The 20,347-nt window shown below is 54.1% G+C and carries 18 protein-coding genes and 2 pseudogenes; 9 read left to right on the top strand and 11 right to left on the bottom strand.

The window, feature by feature from the left end:
• Positions 1 to 57: 57 nt before the first annotated feature.
• From AC3WK5_RS17010 to AC3WK5_RS16965, 10 genes and pseudogenes are all read right to left on the bottom strand, one after another.
• Complete coding sequence (locus tag AC3WK5_RS17010; RefSeq protein ID WP_177474828.1) at positions 58 to 687, bottom strand: DUF5666 domain-containing protein; 630 nt, start codon at positions 685 to 687, stop codon at positions 58 to 60.
• 218 nt (positions 688 to 905) lie between these two features.
• Complete coding sequence (locus AC3WK5_RS17005; protein WP_054593446.1) at positions 906 to 1,241, bottom strand: ComEA family DNA-binding protein; 336 nt, start codon at positions 1,239 to 1,241, stop codon at positions 906 to 908.
• Between the two features lie 114 nt (positions 1,242 to 1,355).
• Positions 1,356 to 3,350 carry a polysaccharide biosynthesis protein gene (locus tag AC3WK5_RS17000; protein ID WP_103315854.1) on the bottom strand — a complete coding sequence of 665 codons (1,995 nt, stop codon included), beginning with the start codon at positions 3,348 to 3,350 and terminating at the stop codon, positions 1,356 to 1,358.
• Positions 3,351 to 3,456: 106 nt separating this feature from the next.
• Positions 3,457 to 4,485: an MraY family glycosyltransferase gene (locus AC3WK5_RS16995; RefSeq protein ID WP_103315853.1), complete on the bottom strand. Its 1,029-nt coding sequence runs from the start codon at positions 4,483 to 4,485 to the stop codon at positions 3,457 to 3,459.
• Positions 4,482 to 5,453 carry a UDP-glucose 4-epimerase family protein gene (locus AC3WK5_RS16990; protein ID WP_103315852.1) on the bottom strand — a complete coding sequence of 324 codons (972 nt, stop codon included), beginning with the start codon at positions 5,451 to 5,453 and terminating at the stop codon, positions 4,482 to 4,484. The genes AC3WK5_RS16995 and AC3WK5_RS16990 overlap by 4 nt, the downstream gene beginning before the upstream one ends.
• A 56-nt stretch (positions 5,454 to 5,509) precedes the next feature.
• A complete protein-coding gene (locus AC3WK5_RS16985) occupies positions 5,510 to 6,634 on the bottom strand; it encodes a glycosyltransferase family 4 protein (protein WP_103315851.1) in 1,125 nt (374 codons plus the stop codon).
• Positions 6,631 to 7,776, bottom strand: coding sequence for a glycosyltransferase family 4 protein (locus AC3WK5_RS16980; protein ID WP_103315850.1), 1,146 nt, complete (start codon positions 7,774 to 7,776; stop codon positions 6,631 to 6,633). The genes AC3WK5_RS16985 and AC3WK5_RS16980 overlap by 4 nt, the downstream gene beginning before the upstream one ends.
• The gene (locus tag AC3WK5_RS16975) at positions 7,777 to 8,673 is read right to left on the bottom strand and encodes a GDP-mannose 4,6-dehydratase (protein ID WP_103315849.1); all 897 of its coding nucleotides are present in this window, start codon (positions 8,671 to 8,673) and stop codon (positions 7,777 to 7,779) included.
• Positions 8,673 to 9,704: a GDP-mannose 4,6-dehydratase gene (gene gmd / locus AC3WK5_RS16970; protein WP_103315848.1), complete on the bottom strand. Its 1,032-nt coding sequence runs from the start codon at positions 9,702 to 9,704 to the stop codon at positions 8,673 to 8,675. The genes AC3WK5_RS16975 and gmd overlap by 1 nt, the downstream gene beginning before the upstream one ends.
• 228 nt (positions 9,705 to 9,932) lie before the next feature.
• Positions 9,933 to 10,115, bottom strand: a pseudogene (locus AC3WK5_RS16965) (transposase domain-containing protein); the annotation flags it as partial.
• Between the two features lie 114 nt (positions 10,116 to 10,229).
• Between AC3WK5_RS16965 and AC3WK5_RS16960 the strand changes: the two are divergent.
• Positions 10,230 to 10,667 carry a hypothetical protein gene (locus AC3WK5_RS16960; RefSeq protein ID WP_158248913.1) on the top strand — a complete coding sequence of 146 codons (438 nt, stop codon included), beginning with the start codon at positions 10,230 to 10,232 and terminating at the stop codon, positions 10,665 to 10,667.
• 274 nt (positions 10,668 to 10,941) lie between these two features.
• On the opposite strand, the pseudogene AC3WK5_RS16955 reads toward AC3WK5_RS16960, so the two are convergent.
• A pseudogene (locus tag AC3WK5_RS16955) lies at positions 10,942 to 11,172 on the bottom strand (IS66 family transposase); the annotation flags it as partial.
• Positions 11,173 to 11,440: 268 nt separating this feature from the next.
• On the opposite strand from AC3WK5_RS16955, the gene AC3WK5_RS16950 reads away from it, so the two are divergent.
• Genes AC3WK5_RS16950 through AC3WK5_RS16915 form a run of 8 tightly spaced genes read left to right on the top strand, consistent with a single transcriptional unit; the run spans position 11,441 to position 20,308 of the window.
• Positions 11,441 to 13,114 (top strand): sugar phosphate nucleotidyltransferase, encoded by a 1,674-nt coding sequence (locus tag AC3WK5_RS16950; protein WP_103315847.1) that lies wholly within the window; start codon positions 11,441 to 11,443, stop codon positions 13,112 to 13,114.
• Positions 13,111 to 13,515 (top strand): GtrA family protein, encoded by a 405-nt coding sequence (locus AC3WK5_RS16945; protein ID WP_103315846.1) that lies wholly within the window; start codon positions 13,111 to 13,113, stop codon positions 13,513 to 13,515. Before AC3WK5_RS16950 ends, AC3WK5_RS16945 begins: the two co-directional genes overlap by 4 nt.
• A complete protein-coding gene (locus AC3WK5_RS16940; RefSeq protein ID WP_103315845.1) occupies positions 13,512 to 14,210 on the top strand; it encodes a glycosyltransferase family 2 protein in 699 nt (232 codons plus the stop codon). Before AC3WK5_RS16945 ends, AC3WK5_RS16940 begins: the two co-directional genes overlap by 4 nt.
• Positions 14,207 to 14,812: a phosphatidylinositol-specific phospholipase C/glycerophosphodiester phosphodiesterase family protein gene (locus AC3WK5_RS16935; RefSeq protein WP_103315844.1), complete on the top strand. Its 606-nt coding sequence runs from the start codon at positions 14,207 to 14,209 to the stop codon at positions 14,810 to 14,812. The genes AC3WK5_RS16940 and AC3WK5_RS16935 overlap by 4 nt, the downstream gene beginning before the upstream one ends.
• Positions 14,764 to 16,860 carry a hypothetical protein gene (locus AC3WK5_RS16930; RefSeq protein WP_218275916.1) on the top strand — a complete coding sequence of 699 codons (2,097 nt, stop codon included), beginning with the start codon at positions 14,764 to 14,766 and terminating at the stop codon, positions 16,858 to 16,860. Before AC3WK5_RS16935 ends, AC3WK5_RS16930 begins: the two co-directional genes overlap by 49 nt.
• Positions 16,860 to 17,618 carry an HAD family hydrolase gene (locus AC3WK5_RS16925; protein WP_103315842.1) on the top strand — a complete coding sequence of 253 codons (759 nt, stop codon included), beginning with the start codon at positions 16,860 to 16,862 and terminating at the stop codon, positions 17,616 to 17,618. The genes AC3WK5_RS16930 and AC3WK5_RS16925 overlap by 1 nt, the downstream gene beginning before the upstream one ends.
• The gene (locus tag AC3WK5_RS16920) at positions 17,605 to 18,621 is read left to right on the top strand and encodes a class II aldolase/adducin family protein (protein WP_103315841.1); all 1,017 of its coding nucleotides are present in this window, start codon (positions 17,605 to 17,607) and stop codon (positions 18,619 to 18,621) included. The genes AC3WK5_RS16925 and AC3WK5_RS16920 overlap by 14 nt, the downstream gene beginning before the upstream one ends.
• The gene (locus AC3WK5_RS16915) at positions 18,608 to 20,308 is read left to right on the top strand and encodes a hypothetical protein (protein WP_103315840.1); all 1,701 of its coding nucleotides are present in this window, start codon (positions 18,608 to 18,610) and stop codon (positions 20,306 to 20,308) included. Before AC3WK5_RS16920 ends, AC3WK5_RS16915 begins: the two co-directional genes overlap by 14 nt.
• The last annotated feature ends 39 nt before the right edge of the window (positions 20,309 to 20,347 follow it).

Raw genomic sequence — 20,347 nt, 5'->3', positions numbered from 1 at the left:
GGATCAGCAATGAAAAAGGCGACCTCAGTAGTCGCCTTTTTCATACCCGCCGGTAACTCACATCGGCGGCGCCACACCATCCTTACCAACCGAAATCGATTGCGCCGTCAGGGTTCCATCTGCGCTTTGGGTAGCGAACAACACGACCTTGACCCCGACTTTGAGCAGGCTGCGGTCAGCCGGGGTCAGGTTGACGATCGGCACGTCTTCCGGCACCAGGATGGTCTGCTGGCCACCCTTGTAATTGACGGTCAGGATTCGGCCATTGTTGACCACCAGATCGCCGACGATGCCATTGGTCATGCTGCTGCCCTTAACCAGATCGAACGGACGGTGGCCGTCGCCGGTGCCGGCCATTTCAGGTGGGAACACATGCACCTCCAGCGCCTTGAGCGTGCCATCGTCTTGCGGTATTGCCGCTGAGCCAATGTAGCTGCCGGGCTTGATGTCTTCGATGTTGGCCGGGGTTACAGCGCGAACCTGGGTGTCCTTGGTCAACTGGATGATCGCGTTCTCGCCCGTGTTGGCATGCACCTTCAAGACCTCTTCGGACACCCCGGTGACTTCACCACGCACGCCGATGCGCATACCCGGTGCCTCCTCAGCCATAGCAGCAGTGGCGATCAGCACGCTGCCCAGGGAAATCAGACCAATGTTGCGTATCAGGCTACCAAACATCGTTTTCATGGGACCGGTTTCCACTGATGAGACGTTGAAAATGACTGATACCAAAGGGCTTAACCGCCCACACAAATCATAGGCGTTGCGGTGCAAGATGAAAGTTTTGCACCGCAACGTCCCCTTGACCGTCTCGCAACGCTCTCTAACAGCCACTGCAAGACGCAATTAGGCGCACCAACGAAAAAGGCCGGTCAATGACCGGCCTCTGGCGCTAGCGCTACGAATCAGTTCACCTCAAGCTTGTCGCGATTCTTGTCCAGAATCGCCTTGCCGATGCCCTTGACCTCCAACAACTCATCCACCGATGCAAACGGTCCATTACTCTCACGATATGCAACAATCGCCTTGGCCTTGGCCTCACCTACTCCAGCGAGTTCCCGCTGCAGTGTCGTTGCATCCGCCGTATTGAGATCGACTTTTGCAGCCTCCCCGGACGGTGCGACCTGTACGGTCAATGGCGCGGTTACAGCCTCCGTGTTTGTCGCTGGCGCAGCGATAGCGGCAATAGAGGCGCTGGTCAGCAGGGCAAAAACCAGAGAGTAGAAATAGCCTGTACGCATAAGTGACGCTCCATGACATCGATAGGAAAGAAGCAGCTTTTCCGAAGCTGCCTCCCAAACCTAGGTCATGCTGTGAGTCTGTCAAAAATGTATCAGTTACAGGGTGTGTAACAATCAGGGTTCGAGACGGCGTTGCTGGTAGATCCAGTCGACGATTTCACCATCGGGGGTGTAACCACTGACGGTTTCGCGTAACAACTGACGAACCCGTGAGTAGTCATCCCGCTCGACAGCGCCGAGCAGCTCGGTCAGCCGCGCCTTGAGCACGTCCCAAGGCAGATGGTCTTCATTGGCACTCATGATCATTGGGTGCTGAGTCGCTGCGACGTTATCGCCGATCAGTAACTCTTCATAGAGCTTTTCACCCGGGCGCAAACCGGTGAACTCAATGGCAATGTCACCTTGCAGGTTCTTCTCCGAGCGAATGCTCAAACCAGACAGATGGATCATCTTTTCAGCCAGCTCGACAATCTTCACCGGCTCACCCATGTCCAGCACAAACACATCGCCGCCCTGCCCCATGGAACCGGCCTGGATCACCAGTTGCGCCGCCTCGGGAATGGTCATGAAGTAGCGCGTGATCTTCGGGTGAGTCACCGTCAACGGTCCACCCGACTTGATCTGACTATGGAACAACGGGATCACCGAACCGGAAGAGCCCAGCACATTACCAAAGCGCACCATCGTGAACCGGGTCTTGTTGACACGCGATACATTGGCCTTGTCGCCCAGCAATACCGGCGCAATCTCACGACTAAGCGCCTGCAGTGTCATTTCGGCCAAGCGCTTGGTGCTACCCATCACATTGGTCGGACGCACGGCTTTGTCGGTGGAGATCAGCACAAAGTTGGCGACACCTGATTGCAAAGCGGCTTGTGCGGTATTGAGCGTACCCATCACATTGTTCAACACGCCTTCGGCGATATTGTGCTCAACCATCGGCACATGCTTATAGGCCGCTGCGTGGTAAACCGTTTCCACTTTCCAGGTTTTCATCACGTCCAGAAGCTTTTCCTGATGCCGGACAGAACCGAGAATAGGCAGCAGGCGAACAGACAGGGATTCACGACTGGCTCGTTTCTCCAACTCGGAAAGAATGCTGTAAAGATTGAACTCGCTGTGTTCAAACAGGATTAGCGTCGTAGGACCAAGAGAAAAAATCTGCCGGCAAAGCTCCGCACCGATAGAGCCGCCCGCACCGGTCACCATGACCGTTTTGCGCTTGATACAACGCTCCAGCAAATCAGGCTGAGCCGGTACCGAGTCACGCCCCAGCAAGTCGGCAATGTCGACCTCCTGGATGTCCTCGACCTTCACCCGCCCACTGGCCAGGTCAGTGAAATTCGGAACGCTACGAATGTGAAGCGGAAAGCCTTCCAGGAGATTCAGAATCTCCCTACGTCGTGCTCGCGTGGATGATGGCAGCGCCAGAAGAATTTCCTGCGCGCCGGTGACATCGATCATCTGCTGAATATGCTTGGGCTTGTAGACCTGCAGGCCTGAAATAGAGCGATCCGCGATACTCGCGTCGTCATCGATGAAGGCCACAGGACGCATTACCCGCCCCATGCGAAGCGCCGCGACGAGCTGGTTGCCAGCGACACCCGCGCCGTAGATGGCGACCTTGGTCAAACCATCGTCGCGATTGGTGAACGGCACGTGCTGAGCGGCGGTAAACCAGTCACCCATGAAGTATTGACGCATGCACAGGCGTAAGCCGCCGATGATGACCAGGCTGAGCCACCAGTAGTTGAAGATGATGGAGCGCGGAACCACGACCTGGTGATTGCTGTACCAATAGACAATGACAGCCAGAATCAGCGATGACAGGCTGACGGCCTTGACGATGGCGACGAGGGCATCGTTGCCAAAATAGCGCATGACGGCACGGTACATGCCGAAGCGGATGAACAGAGGGATGGCGACGACAGGAGCACAAGCGAATAGCCAGAAGTGGACTTTGAAAGGGTTGTACATATCGTCGATGCCCAGACGCACGATAAAAGCCAGCCACAGTGCAGCCCAGACCAGCACGACGTCTGTCGCGACCTGTATCAACCTTTTCCGTCGGCGGGGTAGCCCTACCAGATACGCTCTGACTTTATCCATATACCCTTCAAACACCTCACCCCCCCTTAAAACAGCCCTATAACGATGGTGAACCTCAAAAACGCCGCACAGTCACTTTAGACCTAAATGACAGAGTAATTGTCGCTTAGTTCTTCACCGCCGGGCCTTCCAGATCTCCGGCGCGAAATTTTACTGCCAGAGCGAGCAAGGGTGAGTAAGCCAGAATCACGCCCAAGACGCCGTTTAGACCATAGCGCGTCACACACACGGCAATGGGCAACAGCCAGAATAGATTGATCAGGCCCACAGCAAGGGTGACGGGCAGATGCCTGCCAAAATGACGCGAGGCAAACTGATACGCATGGCTACGATGAGCTTCATAGACCTTATCCCCCCTGAGCAATCTACGAAACAGCGTGAACGTCGCGTCGACGATAAATACCCCAAGCAAAATCAGCCACGCCCAAAGCATCGATGAATTATTCGACGCCGCCTGGAGAGAAAGCCCGCCCAGTACGATGCCGAGAAACCCGCTACCGGCATCGCCCATGAAAATCCTCGCGGGCGGGAAATTCCAGTAAAGAAAGCCAGCGACCGCAACGGCCAGCAGTAATGGAGCCCAAATCAAACTCTCAAGTCCTGCCATCCAGTAGAGAAGACAGGCGCCGAGGCAAACACAGATCGCCTCAAGGCTGGCGATACCATCGATACCATCCATGAAGTTGTAGAGATTAAGCAGCCATACCAGATAAAACAGTGCCAGCACATGCCCCAGCCATCCCAGGTTGAGCGAGACACCGCCCAACTCGATGGAGGGCAACCCGCCAAGCCAGAACAGCAACCACGCCGACGCTCCAAAGTGGCCGAGCAAACGCCAGCGGGCTGCAATATGCCCGTGGTCATCCATGAAACCAATAATCGCAATCACAGCTCCAGCACCGGCGATCGCCAGGAAAACCGACGAAGAAATGATCCCGGCAAAAAACAAAAGCCCCAGCGCCAACAGAAACCCCAAAACAATCGCCACGCCACCACCCCGAGGCGTGGGAACCGAATGAGAACTTCGGGCATTGGGAATGTCCATCAGGCTTCGGGACAACGCATACTTGCGCAATACCGCTGTCAGTAAAAAAGAGACGCCGGCAATGACCGGAATGAACCACCCATAACTCATGATCTTCGAGTATCCAGAAAATGTTGCGCCGTCAGACGCAAGGCATTATCAAGGCTGACTGGAGGAGTCCAACCCAGTAGTTGTTGATTCTTGCTGATATCAACCTGCAAGGACCCGAAAAGACGTTGAGACAGGGCTTTTCGGCCCAGTAACGTTGCTGCACCACTCATAAGCCAGACAGGTATCGGCAACAATCTGGCTGGTTTACCCAAAGCACCCGCCAACTTGCGCAATAACTGCGTTGTCGATACATCCTCACCATCACTGGCTAGAAATACCTGATTGGCAGCTGCCGGGTGCTCGGAACAGGTCACGATAAGGTCCACCAGATTGTCTATAGCGACAAGACTGCGTCGATTGCGCACAGCGCCAAAAGGCAACGGGACACCGTGATAGAGCCAACGCATCATGCTGAGAAAGTTGGCCTTTACCCCGGGACCATAGACCAGCACAGGGCGGATGATAACTATCTCCATACCCGTCGTTGAAGCAAGCAAACGCAAACCCTGCTCCGCTTCCAGCTTGGAAATACCATAAGGATCAACGGGAGCAGGCACATCGTCGGCGTTACATACCGTGTTTGGTTCCGTTCCCTCTCCGTTGACCTTGATCGAGCTGATGAAGATGAATCGCCTGACCCCGGCAGCGGCGGCCTGACGAGCAAGATTCAACGTAGCGTCAACATTGACTTCACGAAATGCCGCCAGCGGGTCAGCCGTCGTGTCATTCATGACGTGAACACGCGCAGCGCAATGAACAACGATATCGGCACCTTTAATGACGTCCTGCCAATCGTTGTCCGCATTAAGACTATCAAATACAACCGGGCGAACACTGGGAGGGAAAGTCGTTCCTGCATCCCTGACCGGTGCGATAACAGAATACTCAGGTATCCGTATCAATCGGTTGATTAACGCGCGACCCAAAAAACCACTTCCACCGGTAATCAGGAATGTTTCAGATCTCATGGGTGACCCTTGGGATTACGTGAAGAAATCAAAACCGCCAGACTTCAACTTCCCGATTACCCGATGCCGCCTTGCAGTAACGAGCTATAAATATCAGCGTAGGATTGAGCCATCGAGTCAGCGGAGAACACCTTTTCGAAACGTTGCGCAGCGGCCTGCCCCATCGAAGCGGCAAGCGCGGGTTGAGTCCAGAGCGTGTTCATTGCTTGCGCCAGGGCAACAGAGTCGCGTGGTGGAACCACCAGCCCTGTTTCTCCTGCAATGTTGATGTAGGTAGTGCCAGAGCCTATCTCGCACGAAATCATCGGCTTGCCGTACATCGCACCTTCAAGTAACGAGATTCCAAACGACTCGGACCTCAAGTGTGAAGGAAAAACGAATGCATAGCACAACGTCAGCAGCGCGGCTTTGTCCTCGTCAGGCAAACCACCCAGAAAATGTACATTCCCCAGCCCCAATTCAAGCGCCTGCGTTTTGAGTTCCGCCTCAAGGTGCCCTCCTCCCATGATCACTACTGGCAGTTGAGTCGCTTTGGCAGCCTCAAGCAGATAGTCCAACCCTTTGTAATAACGCAGCGCGCCAACGAACAGAAAAAACCGTCCCCCAAATCGCTCGCGCCAATACGCCAACTTTTCAGCTGAGGGTTGTGGATAAGTTTCGCGATCCAGACCATAAGGAACAACGCGCACTTTATCTTTGAAGCGCGTCAGCACCGGGCTGCTTTCAGCGTAGTTGGGTGATGAGGCGACAATGCAGTCAACGCTGGACAGAAAGCGGTTCATCAAGGGTTGATAAAGCTTGAGCAAGGTCTTTTGCTTGACGATATCCGAGTGGTAGCTGACGACCGTCGGCTTGCGAATACGCGTGGCGAAGTGCACCAGGTCCATGTAAGGCCAAGGGAAGTGGTAATGAACAATGTCCGCCCCTCGGGCAAGCTCGGCAAAATCCTTGAATGCCGACAACGAGAACCCCGTGGACGCCAGATGCAGATCAAGCCTGGATCGATGGGCGACATGATGACCCACTGCTTCATTCCGAGCGGCGCCACGATCACTGAGATACAAGACCTCGGATTCAAATCCGTGCCTGATTCCGCCCTCGGCAATCTGAAAAATAACCTGCTCTATCCCGCCCATCGTCTCTGGATAGTACGTTTTGAAAAAGTGCAGGACCTTGATCATCTTCCTTTGACCACTTGGTGATAAACCTGAAGTGTTTCCAGCGCACAGCGCTCCCAGGAAAAAGCCGCGGCATGTTGCATGCCTTGCTCAATAGCACTGGAACGCCATACCTCGTCCACCAGACCTTTATGGATGAGTCCGGTCAACGTATCGACATCCATCGCTTCACACATCAGTGCAGCATCGCCTGCCACTTCCGGCAGCGATGAACTGTTGGAACAGACAACCGGCACTCCTGAACTCATCGCTTCCAGAACCGGTAAGCCAAACCCCTCATACAACGAAGGAAAGGTAAACAAGCGTGCCCCCGCAAACAACAAGGGCAAGTCTTCACTTGGCACAAATCCCAGATAAAAAGCCCAGCCCTCGCGCCTGGCACTCTCGAGGCGCTGGTGAATACGCTCGTTTCGCCAGCCGTGATACCCGGTCAGAACCAGCGGCCAGCGTTTACGCAAGTCCATAGGCAGCCGCGAGTAGGCATCGAGCAATGTCTCGATATTTTTACGCGGCTCGATCGTGCCGACAAACAGGCTATACCCGCCCGGCTCCAGGCCATGCCGCGATAAGGTACTTCTCAGAACATCAGCACTACGAGGATGAAACTCGGCCGAACTGGCCAGCGGCACGGTGTGGATCCGCTCAATGGGCCAGGAGAAGTACTCAGCCAACTCTCGCCGAGTGTACTCAGAGTCTGTGATCAGTGCGTCAGCCCTGAGCAATGTGGTCTTGAGCTCTTTTTGCAAATAGCGCACGAGTTGCGGCGCATGGCAATGAGACCAGGTAAAGGGCGAGAGATCATGAAATGTCGCAACACTGCGCCCGGCGAAAGGCGGCAGGTAGTAATTGGGACTGTGGTAAAGAAAGTCCCCATGATCTTTTAGCGCACGCTTCCTGAGTAACGGCATGAGAAGCCGATACGCCTCAACCGCCAGGAAGTTTTTCTGCACCGCGCGCTTCAACCCATAGCCATTGCCCGACTCGTCAGCCGCAGTCGGCAGAGCAGGCAAAAAGCGCCGACCCGCAAAAAACTGCAGGTCGGTAATATCAGGATTCTGCTGCAGTCGCAGCGCCAATTCATAGGTGTAGCGACCGATACCGGTCAGCGGAAAGCGGACCGGTTCAACAGAAAGAATTAACTTCATTTATTCGGCCGTCAGCATCCAGCTCAGAGTTTCACCCAGAGCAGGTGTCTGCCAGCCCGGAACCAACGCCCGTAGACGAGAATTGTCCCCGCACAACGTCTTCACTTCATTGGCACGCACAAATGCCGGATTCACTTCGACTTGAACCTCATGACCGGTCAATGTCTGACACAGGTCAATGACCTCTCGAAGCGAATGGGTAGTCCCTGAGCTGACATTGATCGTCTGCCCCAGAGGTTTTGCTTCGATGAGACCACGATACGCCTTGACCAACGCACGGACATCACTGAAATCGCGCCATACGTCCAGGTTGCCCAACTCGATCTTTTCAGCCTTGCGACGAAAATGAGAGACGATTTTAGGCAACAGGAAGTTATCGGCCTGACCAACACCCGTGTAGTTGAAGGGGCGAGTGATCACAATCGGCAGACGCTCATGCCAGAGGTTGACCATGTACTCCATGGCCAACTTGCTAACAGCATAATCATTGGCCGGTGCAGGCATCGTAGACTCGGACAACAAACCTCCCGAGGCGTTGCCATAGACATTCGCACTGCTGGCGATAAGCACGCAATCCAGTGGCTTGCCACTGGATTCGATAGCTTCAAGCAGATGACGCGTTCCAATCAGATTGACTTGATAGAACGCGTCAGCCGCACCGTGCCCTACAAAGGCCAAGGCTGCGAGATGCACAACAACATCGGGCTGAATCTTTGCCAGCAACGCACGCAGACCCGGGCCATCGGCCAGATCTACCTGGTGATAATTGAAATCATCAGAAGGCTGACTGCCCAATCCGACAACCTCATAGCCATGAGCCTGCAGCTCGGCCGCCATATAGCGGCCAGTGAAGCCATGAATCCCCGTAATCAGCGCGCGTTTACCAGCAGTGGTCATCAGAAAGAAAATCCTTGCTTATTACGACGCAGATCCGCTTCGACCATCATACGGCACAGCTCTTCCAAAGAGGTCTTCGGTTCCCAGCCCAGTACTTCCTTGGCCTTGGCCGGGTTGCCGATCAGCAGCTCAACCTCGGTAGGACGATAGAATTTCGGGTTAATGGTGACCAACACTTTACCGGTCGCAGCATCAGTGCCTTGCTCAGCCTCAGCAACACCGGCCCAGGAAATAGTGATACCCGCAGCCTTGAACGCCATCGTAACGAAGTCACGAACGGTTTCGGTGCGGTTGGTGGCCAATACGAACGTATCCGGCTCGTCGGCTTGCAGCATGCGCCACATACCTTCCACGTATTCCTTGGCAAAGCCCCAATCGCGCTTGGCGTCGAGGTTGCCCAACTCCATTTTGTCCAGCAGACCCAGTTTGATCTTGGCAACGGAGTCGGTAATTTTACGAGTGACGAACTCACGGCCACGCAGAGGGGACTCGTGGTTGAACAAGATACCGCTGGTCGCAAAAATGCCGTACGACTCACGGTAGTTGATAGTCATCCAGTGGGCGTAAAGCTTGGCTACGCCGTACGGGCTGCGCGGGTAGAAAGGTGTACTTTCAACCTGCGGAATGGCCTGCACCTGACCGAACATCTCGGAAGTCGACGCCTGATAAAAACGAACCTTTGGATTGACGATGCGAATCGCCTCAAGCAGGTTTACCGCGCCGAGGCCGGTGATCTCTGCTGTAGTGATCGGCTGCTCGAACGAAACACCCACGAAGCTCTGCGCTGCGAGGTTGTAGACCTCGGTGGCTTCGGTGGTTTGCAACAGACGGATACTGGCCGAGAGGTCAGTCAGATCGTATTCGACCAAATGCAGATTAGGGTTGGACTGGATCCCCAGCTCTTCGATACGCCAGAAATTGACAGAACTGGTACGACGGTAGGTGCCGTAAACGGTGTACCCCTTCTCCAGCAACAGTTCCGCCAGGTAGGCGCCGTCTTGACCAGTGATGCCAGTAACGATTGCTTTCATGCGAATCCTCTGAACTCCGTTCTTATGCCTCAGCGGGCACGACGAGTGAATTTAACATTTCGGCTCAGCTTAAAGTAAAACAAGGCGGAGCGGACTGGACCCGAATCATACAGAAACACACGACCTTAGACGATAGGTGAACCATGGAGGTCGCCCCAAAAACGCGCCCCATATCAGGTCGTACCGTATGCGATCCATGCCCCCTCCTTCCAAGAGTGAAGTTTATGTTTACCGTGGCATTCCCGGAGTGTAGTTCCACAACAGCAGAGCCTCGAAGCCCTCTGCTGTCGAGGCTTGCGGCAACCGCTACAGTGCGTGGCGCAGCCACGCATAGGACTCTTGGCCGTTGACTTTGGCTGTCTCGACCAGACTGTAAAGTTGAGCGCTGACCGTCGCGCCTTTGGGCGTGTCGCCGAGTCGAGTCAGCCGAAGGGTGCTTCCCCCCCAACTGCTCACAGAGCCGTACGTGACAGCTTCCCGTCATACGGCACCCGGGTACACATTCGATGCGCGTAGTAAATACCAATGCGCGAACAACTCCGCCCCCCCCAAGTCATCCGCCATGGAACGATGGATACGCCAGTATTTGATCGTCTTTACTATCCTGCGCATGGCCTTCATCGACGCTCCCGACATGCACTTGTGAAAGAGTTCACCCTTGGCGCTTCCAAGGGTTCGCACCTTGAAGTCATATCAGAGAAAGGTGAAGCTCGCCGCGACATTGTGCCGCTCGAATATGTCGATGCAGACAATCTTCGACTTTTCTTCGTTGATGGTCAGGCCCACTTCACTCATCCGTTACGTCAGGCTCTCCCTGATTCGAACAGCCTCGTTCATCCTTGTGCAACGGATAACAACATCGTCCGCATACCGTTCAAACGGTACGCCGCGATGCGCCCTGCCCATCCAGTAAACAGGTGTCATCTGCACTTCTCGGGGCCCGGCTATACAAGTCCGTTTTGACACCAGCTAAGATTTCGGCGCTTCATCAGTCAGTTCACTTACGCTCAACTACCTGAGCCATACGTGGCAGTGTTTTCTCTGCCTTTTCCCGAATACATGCTCACAGCTTCGGGTCGCTTGATCAGTACGCCTGCACACCCTGACCGGAGGGCCGCCCTCCATCCACTTTGGAGCACGAATTATCATGCCGCCGCTCTCATCTCGTCGTCATGATGCCTCCTTCGTGACACACAGCCAGTTTTTTGCGCCCGATGACAAACGACTTTATCGCTCATTCGGCCGCCTTATTGTCGATCGCCAGACTCTACATAGCGCTCCAGCTGGCTCCGGTTGTTCGCCAGATATGTAGCGCCTTACCCAGAGCACTTTGCGCTGTGATCTTCAGCTGAGTTTTATCCAGCCAGCTGTTCAGCTGAGTGAGGATCGGCAAGCTCTTTTCCTGACGACCAGCGAAGCGCTGCTCATCACTGGCGTCCTTGAGCTCACGCTCAATGCCGTACAGTTTCTCCCCCTAATCGCGCCGTTTCAGGACGATTAGTCCGCATTACAACGGATACGCTGGACGACCACTGTCGCCCTTCGGATGATGCGGCTCGATCAAGGTAATCAAGCCCTTCCACGGCACGATCTGATCAGAGTTTCCGTAGCGAGGCAAAAAAGACGACGCCGTCATGGCTTCAGACTAAGATGCCATCTTTTTGCTATTGGTCGCGCGGTTGACGCACTGCCAGCGCACAACTTTAACGTCAACACAATATGTAAACGAGTATTTTGTGCAGATAATCATTCCAATGTCAGGTTTCGGCGAGCGCTTTCGCCGGGCGGGCTACACAGTGCCCAAGCCCCTTATTCAAATAGACGGCAAGCCAATCATTGGGCATGTCATTGACATGTTTCCCGGTGAAACGGATTTTATTTTCATTTGCAATCAGGACCACCTGGACAACCCTGATTACCGCATGGCCTCCCTCCTGCGACATTACTGCCCTACCGGTCAGATTATTGGCATTCCGGCTCATAAGCTCGGGCCAATCCATGCCGTACGTCAGGTAGAGCACCTGATAAAACCCGACAGCCCGGTGCTCGTTAACTACTGCGATTTTACCTGCTACTGGGATTGGCAGCATTTCAAGCAATTCGTAAAGGCTACGGCATGTGTTGGGGCAATCCCTGCCTATAAGGGCTTTCACCCGCACACCCTCGGCAGCACCAACTACGCCTACATCCGCGAAACGCAGGGTTGGGTGCAAGACATTCAAGAAAAGCAACCCTACACCTCCAATCGCATGGAAGAGTTCGCGTCCAGCGGGACTTACTATTTCGACTCGGGCAAGACCATGAGCGAAGCGTTCCGCAACACTATGGACCAGCAACTCAACGTCGGCGGCGAGTACTACGTCAGCCTGGCTTACAAGCCTCTGCTGGCGGAAAAACAACCCGTCGCGGTTTACCCCCTCCAGCACTTCATGCAATGGGGTACACCGGACGATGTCCGGGAATACAACGGCTGGTCGGCAGCGTTCGAAACGATGAACCGCCAACCGAAACGTTCGCAGTCTTCCCCGACAGGCGCTCTTGTGATCCCGATGGCGGGAATGGGGCAGCGATTTGCAAACGAGGGTTATGCACTGACCAAACCGCTGATCCCGGTGTCAGGCAAACCCATGGTCACCCAGGCCACTGAGGACCTGCCCAAAGCAGAGCACCATGCCTTCGTTCTTCGCCAGGACATGCCCGGTTACGCCGAGATAGCCAAAGAACTCAAGCATGTATTCCCCAGCACCGTGATTGAAACAATCCCGCAAGTAACAGAAGGCCAAGCCTGCACAGCGCTGCTTGGGTTGGAGGCTCTGGAACGTGCTGTCTCGGATGTTCAAGGCCCGATCACCTTTGGCGCCTGCGACAACGGCGCCCTTTATGATGAGCAGGCATTTCAGACCCTGATCGACAATCCGGATGTAGATGTCATTGTGTGGGGCGTGAGGGGGCATGCAAATGCCGTCCGTCATCCGCAAATGTTTGGCTGGATTGATTCCGAGAACGGTCGGATTCGTCAAATCTCCGTGAAGACACCACTGCAATCCCCGGCGACAGATCCGATCGTCCTGGGAACCTTTACATTCCGACGCGCGGAAGACTTCCGCCAAGTGGTTTCGCGACTGGTTCAGCGTGATGGCCGTATCAATGGCGAGTTCTACATTGACTCGACAATTAATGATGCCATCGAATCGGGCCTGCGCTGCGAACTGTTCGAAGTCGACAGCTTCCTGTCATGGGGCACCCCGAACGACCTGCGCACGTTCGAATACTGGCAGTCGTGTTTCCACAAGTGGGCAGGTCACCCTTATCGACTGCAGAACGATGGTCGGATCCCGTGCGACGCTGTTGCCGAGCTTGAGTCTCGCTTTCAAGCAACGGTGCCCGCATTACCAGGCACTGCAGCATGATTAAGCGTGAGCTTGCAGCCTTTCTGGTCGTAGGTTCGCTGACTGTCCTGATCGATTGCCTGACCTATCGCGGCCTGGTCTGGACTGGGTGGATGAGTGTCGACCAGGCCAAAGCGGTCGGCTTTCTGACCGGCACCCTGTTTGCTTACTTTGCCAACAAGGTGTGGACTTTCGGCCACCAGGAGCACGCACCTGGCAGCGTATGGCGCTTCGTCCTGTTGTATGCAATCACGTTGGGCGCCAACGTTCTGGTCAACGCCGGATGCTTGGCGTTGCTCAGCACAATATCCATTGCAGTCCCGGTTGCATTTTTGATTGCCACGGGTGTATCGGCCGCTCTCAACTTCCTTGGAATGAAGTTGTTCGTGTTCAAGACCAGCAATCTTACGGAGAAGTCATGAAGTTTTCGCTCATCATCCCCTGCTACAACGAGTCGGCCAATTTACCGCTGCTGCTGGAACGCTGCAAAGGCCTGGTCGAACAACCTGGCGTAGAGGTGATTCTGGTCGACAATGGCTCCACCGACGACAGCCCGCAGGTTCTGGAGCACCTGTTGCCGGCCTACCCCGGATGCAGAAGCGTTCGAGTCGACGTCAATCAAGGTTATGGTTTCGGCATTCTTTCGGGTCTGCGTGCAGCCAAGGGCGAGATTCTCGGCTGGACCCATGCAGACCTGCAAACCGACCCAATGGACGCCTTGCGTGGCCTGGCGTTCTTTGACCAGCACGGGCCAGACATTTTCGTAAAAGGACATCGCTTCGGCCGACCATTGGCAGATGTCGTGTTCACCTTCGGCATGAGCGTTTTCGAAACGGTTCTGCTCGGCAAACCGATGTGGGATATAAATGCGCAGCCCACCATGTTCTCCAGGATTTTTTTTGAGCGCTGGCAGGCTGCACCATCGGATTTTGCACTTGATCTGTATGCGTACTACCAAGCCCACATTCAGGGTCTGAAAGTTTATCGATTTGCTGTGCGTTTTGGTGAGCGCGCCCATGGCGTTTCGCATTGGAACGTGAACTGGGCCGCGAAACGAAAGTTCATCCGCAGAACTGTCGATTTCAGTTTGCAACTTAAGAAGAGTCTAAGGATATGAAGCTCATCTCGCATCGGCGCAACACCCGCCAGGAACTCAATGCTACAGAAGGGAAATATGGCGTTGAAGTCGATATCCGCAGCTACGGTAACGACCTGATCATTCACCACGACCCCTGCGTACCAGGTGAATCGTTTGATGAGTGGATTGCCGACTATCGGCACGGCACACTGATTTTGAACGTCAAGGAAGAAGGCCTGGAAGCACGCTTGATCGCGCTGATGAAAGAGAAAGGAATCGAAGATTACTTCTTCCTCGATCAATCTTTTCCATTCCTGATCAAATGGTCCAAAGCTGGCGAACGCCGTTGCGCCGTCCGTGTGTCCGAGTTCGAATCGATCGAAACAGCACTGACGCTGACAGGCAAGGTTGACTGGGTGTGGGTCGACTGCTTCACCCAATTCCCACTCAGCCATGACGACGCCAAGCGACTGCATAATGCTGGGTTCAAACTGTGCCTGGTTTCCCCGGAACTCCAGGGCCGTAACGCCGAAACCGAGATTCCAAAGCTGGCGAAACTATTGGCCGACCGGAATATTGTTGCCGAGGCGGTTTGCACCAAACGACCGGACCTCTGGGAAACGTTGGCTGCGGACGCATGAATATCAAAACTCTCTGCCACCCGACCTTTCTGATCGGGTTCGCGCTTCGCCTTGTACTTGTTCTATGGACAACCCCCACACCAGTCACCGAATGGTACCTGCCATTCCTGGACACCAGCACCAGTACGCTGACATTGAACCCGTGGGGGACGTGGCTGGATCAAGGTGGCGCAATTACCGCGTTCCCCTATGGCTATGTCATGTGGGTGGCTTTCCTGCCAGCGATATTGCTGTGTAAAGCGCTCTCGCTCCCCCTGATACTCGGCTATGGCCTGACACTCATAGGCGCAGACTTCCTGCTCTTGGCAGTGCTCAGAAAAATAGTGCCCAACCGCGATCGATTGCTCATTGCGGTGTATTGGCTGTCGCCTATCGTAATCGTCGGCAGTTACGCACTCGGCTTCAATGACCTGATACCGGTGCTTCTGCTTGCCGGGTCGCTTTATTTCCTCAAGCGTGCGCGGTTGATCCTGACGGGCCTGGTGTTTGTGACCGCGATCTCAGCCAAGCTGAGCATGGTGCTGGCACTCCCCTTCTTCCTGATCTACCTGCAACACAACCGCCCTTTGCGTCAGCATCTGCCACGCCTGTTGATCGGTCTGGGCGTAGGCGCCGTCGTGACAGTTCTGCCATTTCTGTTGTCCAGCGCAGGCGTCAGCATGCTCTTCAACAACCCGGAAATAGGCAAAGTCTACAAGCTGGCATTCAGCATCGGTGATACCACCCTGTATGTGGTGCCCCTCGCCTACCTGCTGATGCTCTATGCGGCCTGGCGAATCAAACGTCCGAACTTCGAGCTCTTTCACTCCATGCTCGGCATGGTATTCCTGCTCGTTGTCCTGATGACGCCGGCGTCCCCGGGATGGTTTATCTGGGCCATTCCATCCCTCGTAGCCTATCAGGCAGCCAGCAACCGGGTTGCGGTCGCTATCACCGGGATCTTTTCGCTGCTCTATGTGGTAAGCGCTCTGCTGGTTACCCCGGACACCAAACTGATCATCGAGCAGGCATCATGGCTGCCGCAAGCGGCCGGCCAATGGTTGTTCGGCGACAAGCTGTCGTCGTTGGTCCACACAGCCATGGTCGCGACAGGTGTAATCCTGGCCATTCGAATTTGGCGAGAGTCCGTCAGCCGCAACGATTACTTCCGTCTCAGCCGCAAGCCATTCGTCATTGGCGTGGCCGGCGACTCTGGCGCGGGTAAGGATACCTATTCGGATGCGATAAAGGGGATGTTTGGTGGCCACTCGGTCACAACCCTTTCCGGTGATGACTACCACTTGTGGGACCGTCAGAAGCCGATGTGGCAGGTCATGACTCACTTGAACCCCATGGCCAACGACCTCGAAGGCTTCGCCAACGACCTGGTGGCATTAACCGATTCGAAGAATATCCATTCGCGGCATTACGATCATCAAACCGGTCGCATGAGCCGCCCCTTCATGATCAAGAGTAATGACTTCGTCATTGCCAGCGGCCTGCACGCGCTCTATATGCCGATTCTTCGCGAGTGCTACAACCTGAGTGTTTACCTCGACATCGACGAAAGCCTGAGGCGCCACTTCAAGATTCAGCGCGACGTACATCAGCGCGGGCACACCGAAGAGAAGGTTCTGGCCTCCTTCGAACGTAGAGAACCGGACTCGGCACGCTTTATTCGTCCACAAGCGGCTTTTGCAGACTTGGTGCTGTCCTTACAGCCCATTCATCCGCGCATTCTGGAAGGTGCTGGCAAAGACCACCTTCTGAACTTCAAGATCGTGGCGCGCTCGCGCAACGGCCTGAACGAACTGTCGCTCACCCGAGTACTGGTCGGTGTTTGCGGTCTGCATGTCGACATGTCAACACGTAACGACGCGAATGAAGTCGAGCTGACCATAGAGGGCGAAACGTCAGCTCAGGACATCGAAATGGCAGCGCGGATGATCTGCCCACGCATCTTCGAATTCCTCGACCTCAGGCCAGAATGGCATAACGGCGTCATGGGATTAATGCAACTGATTACCCTATCCCATATCAACCAAGCACTGACAAAACGGTTCATATAGTGAAGATTTTTGCACCAGAGCGATTCAATCGCCTCCCCGACGCCATACTGTTCGACACCGATAATACGTTGTACCCCTACGACCCGGCACATGCAGCCGCGCAGCAAGCCGTTAGGGATAAAGTAGTCAATACCTTTTCCATCAACCCGGATGTGTTTGACGCCGCCTTCAAAGAAGCGCGTCAGCAGGTAAAGACCCGACTGAAACATACAGCGTCGTCCCATAGCCGTCTCCTGTACCTTCAGCGCATGCTCGAGATCATGGGCCTGGGTTCTCAGGTGCTACTGGCCCTGGATTTCGAACAGACCTACTGGCGCACCTTCCTCAGTAATGCAGTTCTGTTCGATGAAGTAAAAGACCTCTTGGACGACCTGAGACTGCTAGGCATTCCTACTGCCATAGTTACCGACCTGACAGCGCAGATCCAATTTCGCAAGGTGGTTTACTTCGGCCTTGATCATTACTTCGACTACATCGTGACCAGCGAAGAGGCCGGCTTCGACAAGCCCCACGCGGCCCCCTTCGAAATCGCCTTGGAAAAAATGCGCCCTAAAGGCGATTGCATCTGGATGATCGGAGACAATCCAATCAATGACATCCGTGGTGGGCGCGAACAGATAAATGCGGTGACTTTGCAAAAAATCCATAGCGGCACACCGCTGGGCATGGACGAAAACGCTCCAGACGCTGCGTTTACAGAGTTCCGCGAGTTGCGCCACCTGATTTCCAGACTTGGAGAGAAAAATGAGCTTGCATGAATCAGTTCGCCAGTTCTGCTCTGAAATCGGTAAAGACCCGCTGCTCGTTCAAGGAGCTGGTGGGAATGTATCCTGGAAAGAGAACGATGTTCTCTGGATCAAGGCATCGGGAACCTGGCTGGCTGATGCAGGTGACAAAGATATCTTTGTACCCGTAAAACTCGACCACCTGACCAAGGCACTAGAGAGCTGCGACTATGGTGTTGTACCACAAACGTTCGAGAGCGCTCCACTGAAGCCCTCGATCGAGACGCTGCTGCATGCCTTGATGCCTCATCGCATCGTGGTCCACGTGCACGCAATCGAAGTACTCGCGCACCTGGTTCGCAAAGACTTCGAGCTCATCAACTACCCTACTCTGGACAAGGCACTCAACGCACGTACCGTTAAATACTGCAAGCCGGGAGCCGAACTCGCAGAAGCGGTTGCGAACCAACTGGATGGCACCTCGAATACGCGTGTAGTCTTTCTGAAGAACCATGGCGTCATTATTGGGGGTGATAGCATTGATGAGATCAGTGAAACCCTTGAATACCTGACTCGTTTTTTTGCAACGCCTGCGGTATCAGCCCAAGTCACCACGCCTGATTTGTCGCTGCGTCTAGCCGATGGTGTTGAGTTCAAACCCATTGGCGTGACCAAACTCCACGAAGTTGCAGTCACGTCATCACTGGTAGACCGCTTGCATGACAACTGGGCGCTTTATCCCGATCACATTGTTTTCCTTGGCCCACATCCAAGGCTGTTCGGATCGCTCGAAGAAGCGAAGTCCTCTCTAGAAATGGAATCAGAGTTGCCGGACGTAATTTTTGTCCATGGCGTGGGGACCTTTGCCAGAGAAACCATGAACAAGGCAAAAATAGCGCAGTTGATTTGCTATTACGATGTCATGACAAAGTTGAACGACGGCGCACCGCTGTCGACATTGACCGATGCACAAATATGCGAGTTGGTTGACTGGGACGCTGAACAGTACAGAAGAGGTGTAAATGACACAAAGTAAGCGTCTGACAGACCAACGGTATCTGTCTATCATAGCCTGCGTGCTACTAACAGCCATGGTGAGCATCTACACCATGGCGACCTACATGAATGGTCCCCTTAACGGTAACTTCGATCACTACTTGATGCAGGCTAACCGCTTTGGTGTGCCTGAAACCATCAAAGAGCACGGTGTTACGCCTCTTTATCTGGACGAAAGTACCCCAGGGTGGGACGGCCAGTTCTATTATTACATCGCCAACGACCTGTTCGCGCAAAAAGATACCACGAGCCACATTGATGCCGATGCCTACCGCTATCAGCGCGTGGGTGTCCCCATACTGTCGAAACTGTTCTCGTTAATGCTGTTCCAGGACTGGGTGAGCCCCTTCATCTTCTATCTGACTCACTTTTTGCTGATACTACTCGGTACCGCCGTGGCGGCTCGCTTTTTCATCAAGGAAGGCGTACCTGCTTACTGGATCCTACCTTGGTCGGTGGGTATGGGGACTCAGATCACGCTGCTGAACGGACTCCCGGATGGCGCCGCTGATGCGCTTCTAATGATTGCCATGATCTCAGCCTATCAAAACAAATACAAAGTCTATGCAGTCGCCATTACGTTTGCATGCCTATCCAGAGAAGCCTATGTGGCTTTCCCTGCGATCTTTTTCGGAGCGCAGGTTCTAGAACGTTGGATCAAGAAAAGGTCTATCAAGCCCTATGCTGACTTTTTTTTCCTGATCTACCCCATCATCATCTTCATTGCTTGGCAGCTCTTCATCAGGCTGCGCTTTACAATGACACCAACTGAACAAATTGCCTCCGTCCTTGGGCTGCCACTAAAAAGCCTTTTTGCTCATATGATTCCTGGGCTGCAAGGGCATTACCCAAATACTCCAGCTGGGTGGAATTCCTACTTGGCTGGCGTAGGTCTCGCTTTGTTTACGTTGCTATTAGTTTGGACGCTGATCGTCATCATTAAAACACGCCCTTTGACCTCCATGCTTGAAGGCAATATCGCCCGAAACACTGCAGCTGGATTTACACTTACCCTATGCCTGCTATATTTCTGCTTTGGTGACACTGTGATTTGGCATTTCACAGGGTATATGAAAGCCGGCGGGCTACTCTTGTTCTGCATTCCCTTCATCGCAGCGGTTACCAAACAGCCCATTCACAAGGCTGCCTTTGCATTCGCGATGGTCATCACCGTATTTTTCTGCTGGCAAGGGTGGCATGCGAGGATTGATCAACCGCCTATCAAGTATGGGGTTGATACCCAGTGCAAACATCTCAAAATTGATATCAGCGGGACCTGCCTTGAGAAGTTCGTATGGCAAGGGGATGAACTGCCAGGATTGGTAGGTACGACACAAGAGGGAAAACGTATAACCGAGCAAGGCAAAACGGCCTCAGGCTTCAGCTCATACGGCCCCTACATCGAACTACCCAAAGGGAAATATCGAGTCGAGCTATCGATTTCTGGAGAAGGGACTGATCTCGGCTATATGGACATCGTGGGCGCTTCCCCAAGCAATGCCACCACCACACTAGCCAAGAAATCGTTACCCTCAGGCAAGGACGTTAAGATAGAGACCCTCCTCGACATACCGGACAGCTTCATCAAGAATCTCGAGGTTCGCACTTGGTATCAATCGGGTAACCTTACAATCCAGTCCTTGACGATTGAAAGACTACCCAACTAGTAAATAGGTTTTTGTCGCTTAAGCAACGGACGTTTATTA

It is taken from the genome of Pseudomonas sp. FW306-02-D09B (assembly GCF_058782685.1).
This window is presented reverse-complemented; position numbering and strand designations above follow the sequence as displayed.

Bases quoted from the DNA above. Each gene is read 5' to 3' on its own strand.
- AC3WK5_RS16960 (WP_158248913.1), top strand. From the start codon at position 10,230: ATGCGCGAACAACTCCGCCCCCCCCAAGTCATCCGCCATGGAACGATG.
- AC3WK5_RS17005 (WP_054593446.1), bottom strand. From the start codon at position 1,241: ATGCGTACAGGCTATTTCTACTCTCTGGTTTTTGCCCTGCTGACCAGC.
- AC3WK5_RS16935 (WP_103315844.1), top strand. From the start codon at position 14,207: ATGAAGCTCATCTCGCATCGGCGCAACACCCGCCAGGAACTCAATGCT.
- AC3WK5_RS16995 (WP_103315853.1), bottom strand. From the start codon at position 4,485: ATGAGTTATGGGTGGTTCATTCCGGTCATTGCCGGCGTCTCTTTTTTA.
- AC3WK5_RS16975 (WP_103315849.1), bottom strand. From the start codon at position 8,673: ATGACCACTGCTGGTAAACGCGCGCTGATTACGGGGATTCATGGCTTC.
- AC3WK5_RS16940 (WP_103315845.1), top strand. From the start codon at position 13,512: ATGAAGTTTTCGCTCATCATCCCCTGCTACAACGAGTCGGCCAATTTA.
- AC3WK5_RS17000 (WP_103315854.1), bottom strand. From the start codon at position 3,350: ATGGATAAAGTCAGAGCGTATCTGGTAGGGCTACCCCGCCGACGGAAA.
- AC3WK5_RS16945 (WP_103315846.1), top strand. From the start codon at position 13,111: ATGATTAAGCGTGAGCTTGCAGCCTTTCTGGTCGTAGGTTCGCTGACT.
- AC3WK5_RS16980 (WP_103315850.1), bottom strand. From the start codon at position 7,776: ATGAAGTTAATTCTTTCTGTTGAACCGGTCCGCTTTCCGCTGACCGGT.
- AC3WK5_RS16985 (WP_103315851.1), bottom strand. From the start codon at position 6,634: ATGATCAAGGTCCTGCACTTTTTCAAAACGTACTATCCAGAGACGATG.
- AC3WK5_RS16990 (WP_103315852.1), bottom strand. From the start codon at position 5,453: ATGAGATCTGAAACATTCCTGATTACCGGTGGAAGTGGTTTTTTGGGT.
- AC3WK5_RS16915 (WP_103315840.1), top strand. From the start codon at position 18,608: ATGACACAAAGTAAGCGTCTGACAGACCAACGGTATCTGTCTATCATA.
- AC3WK5_RS17010 (WP_177474828.1), bottom strand. From the start codon at position 687: ATGAAAACGATGTTTGGTAGCCTGATACGCAACATTGGTCTGATTTCC.
- AC3WK5_RS16920 (WP_103315841.1), top strand. From the start codon at position 17,605: ATGAGCTTGCATGAATCAGTTCGCCAGTTCTGCTCTGAAATCGGTAAA.
- gmd (WP_103315848.1), bottom strand. From the start codon at position 9,704: ATGAAAGCAATCGTTACTGGCATCACTGGTCAAGACGGCGCCTACCTG.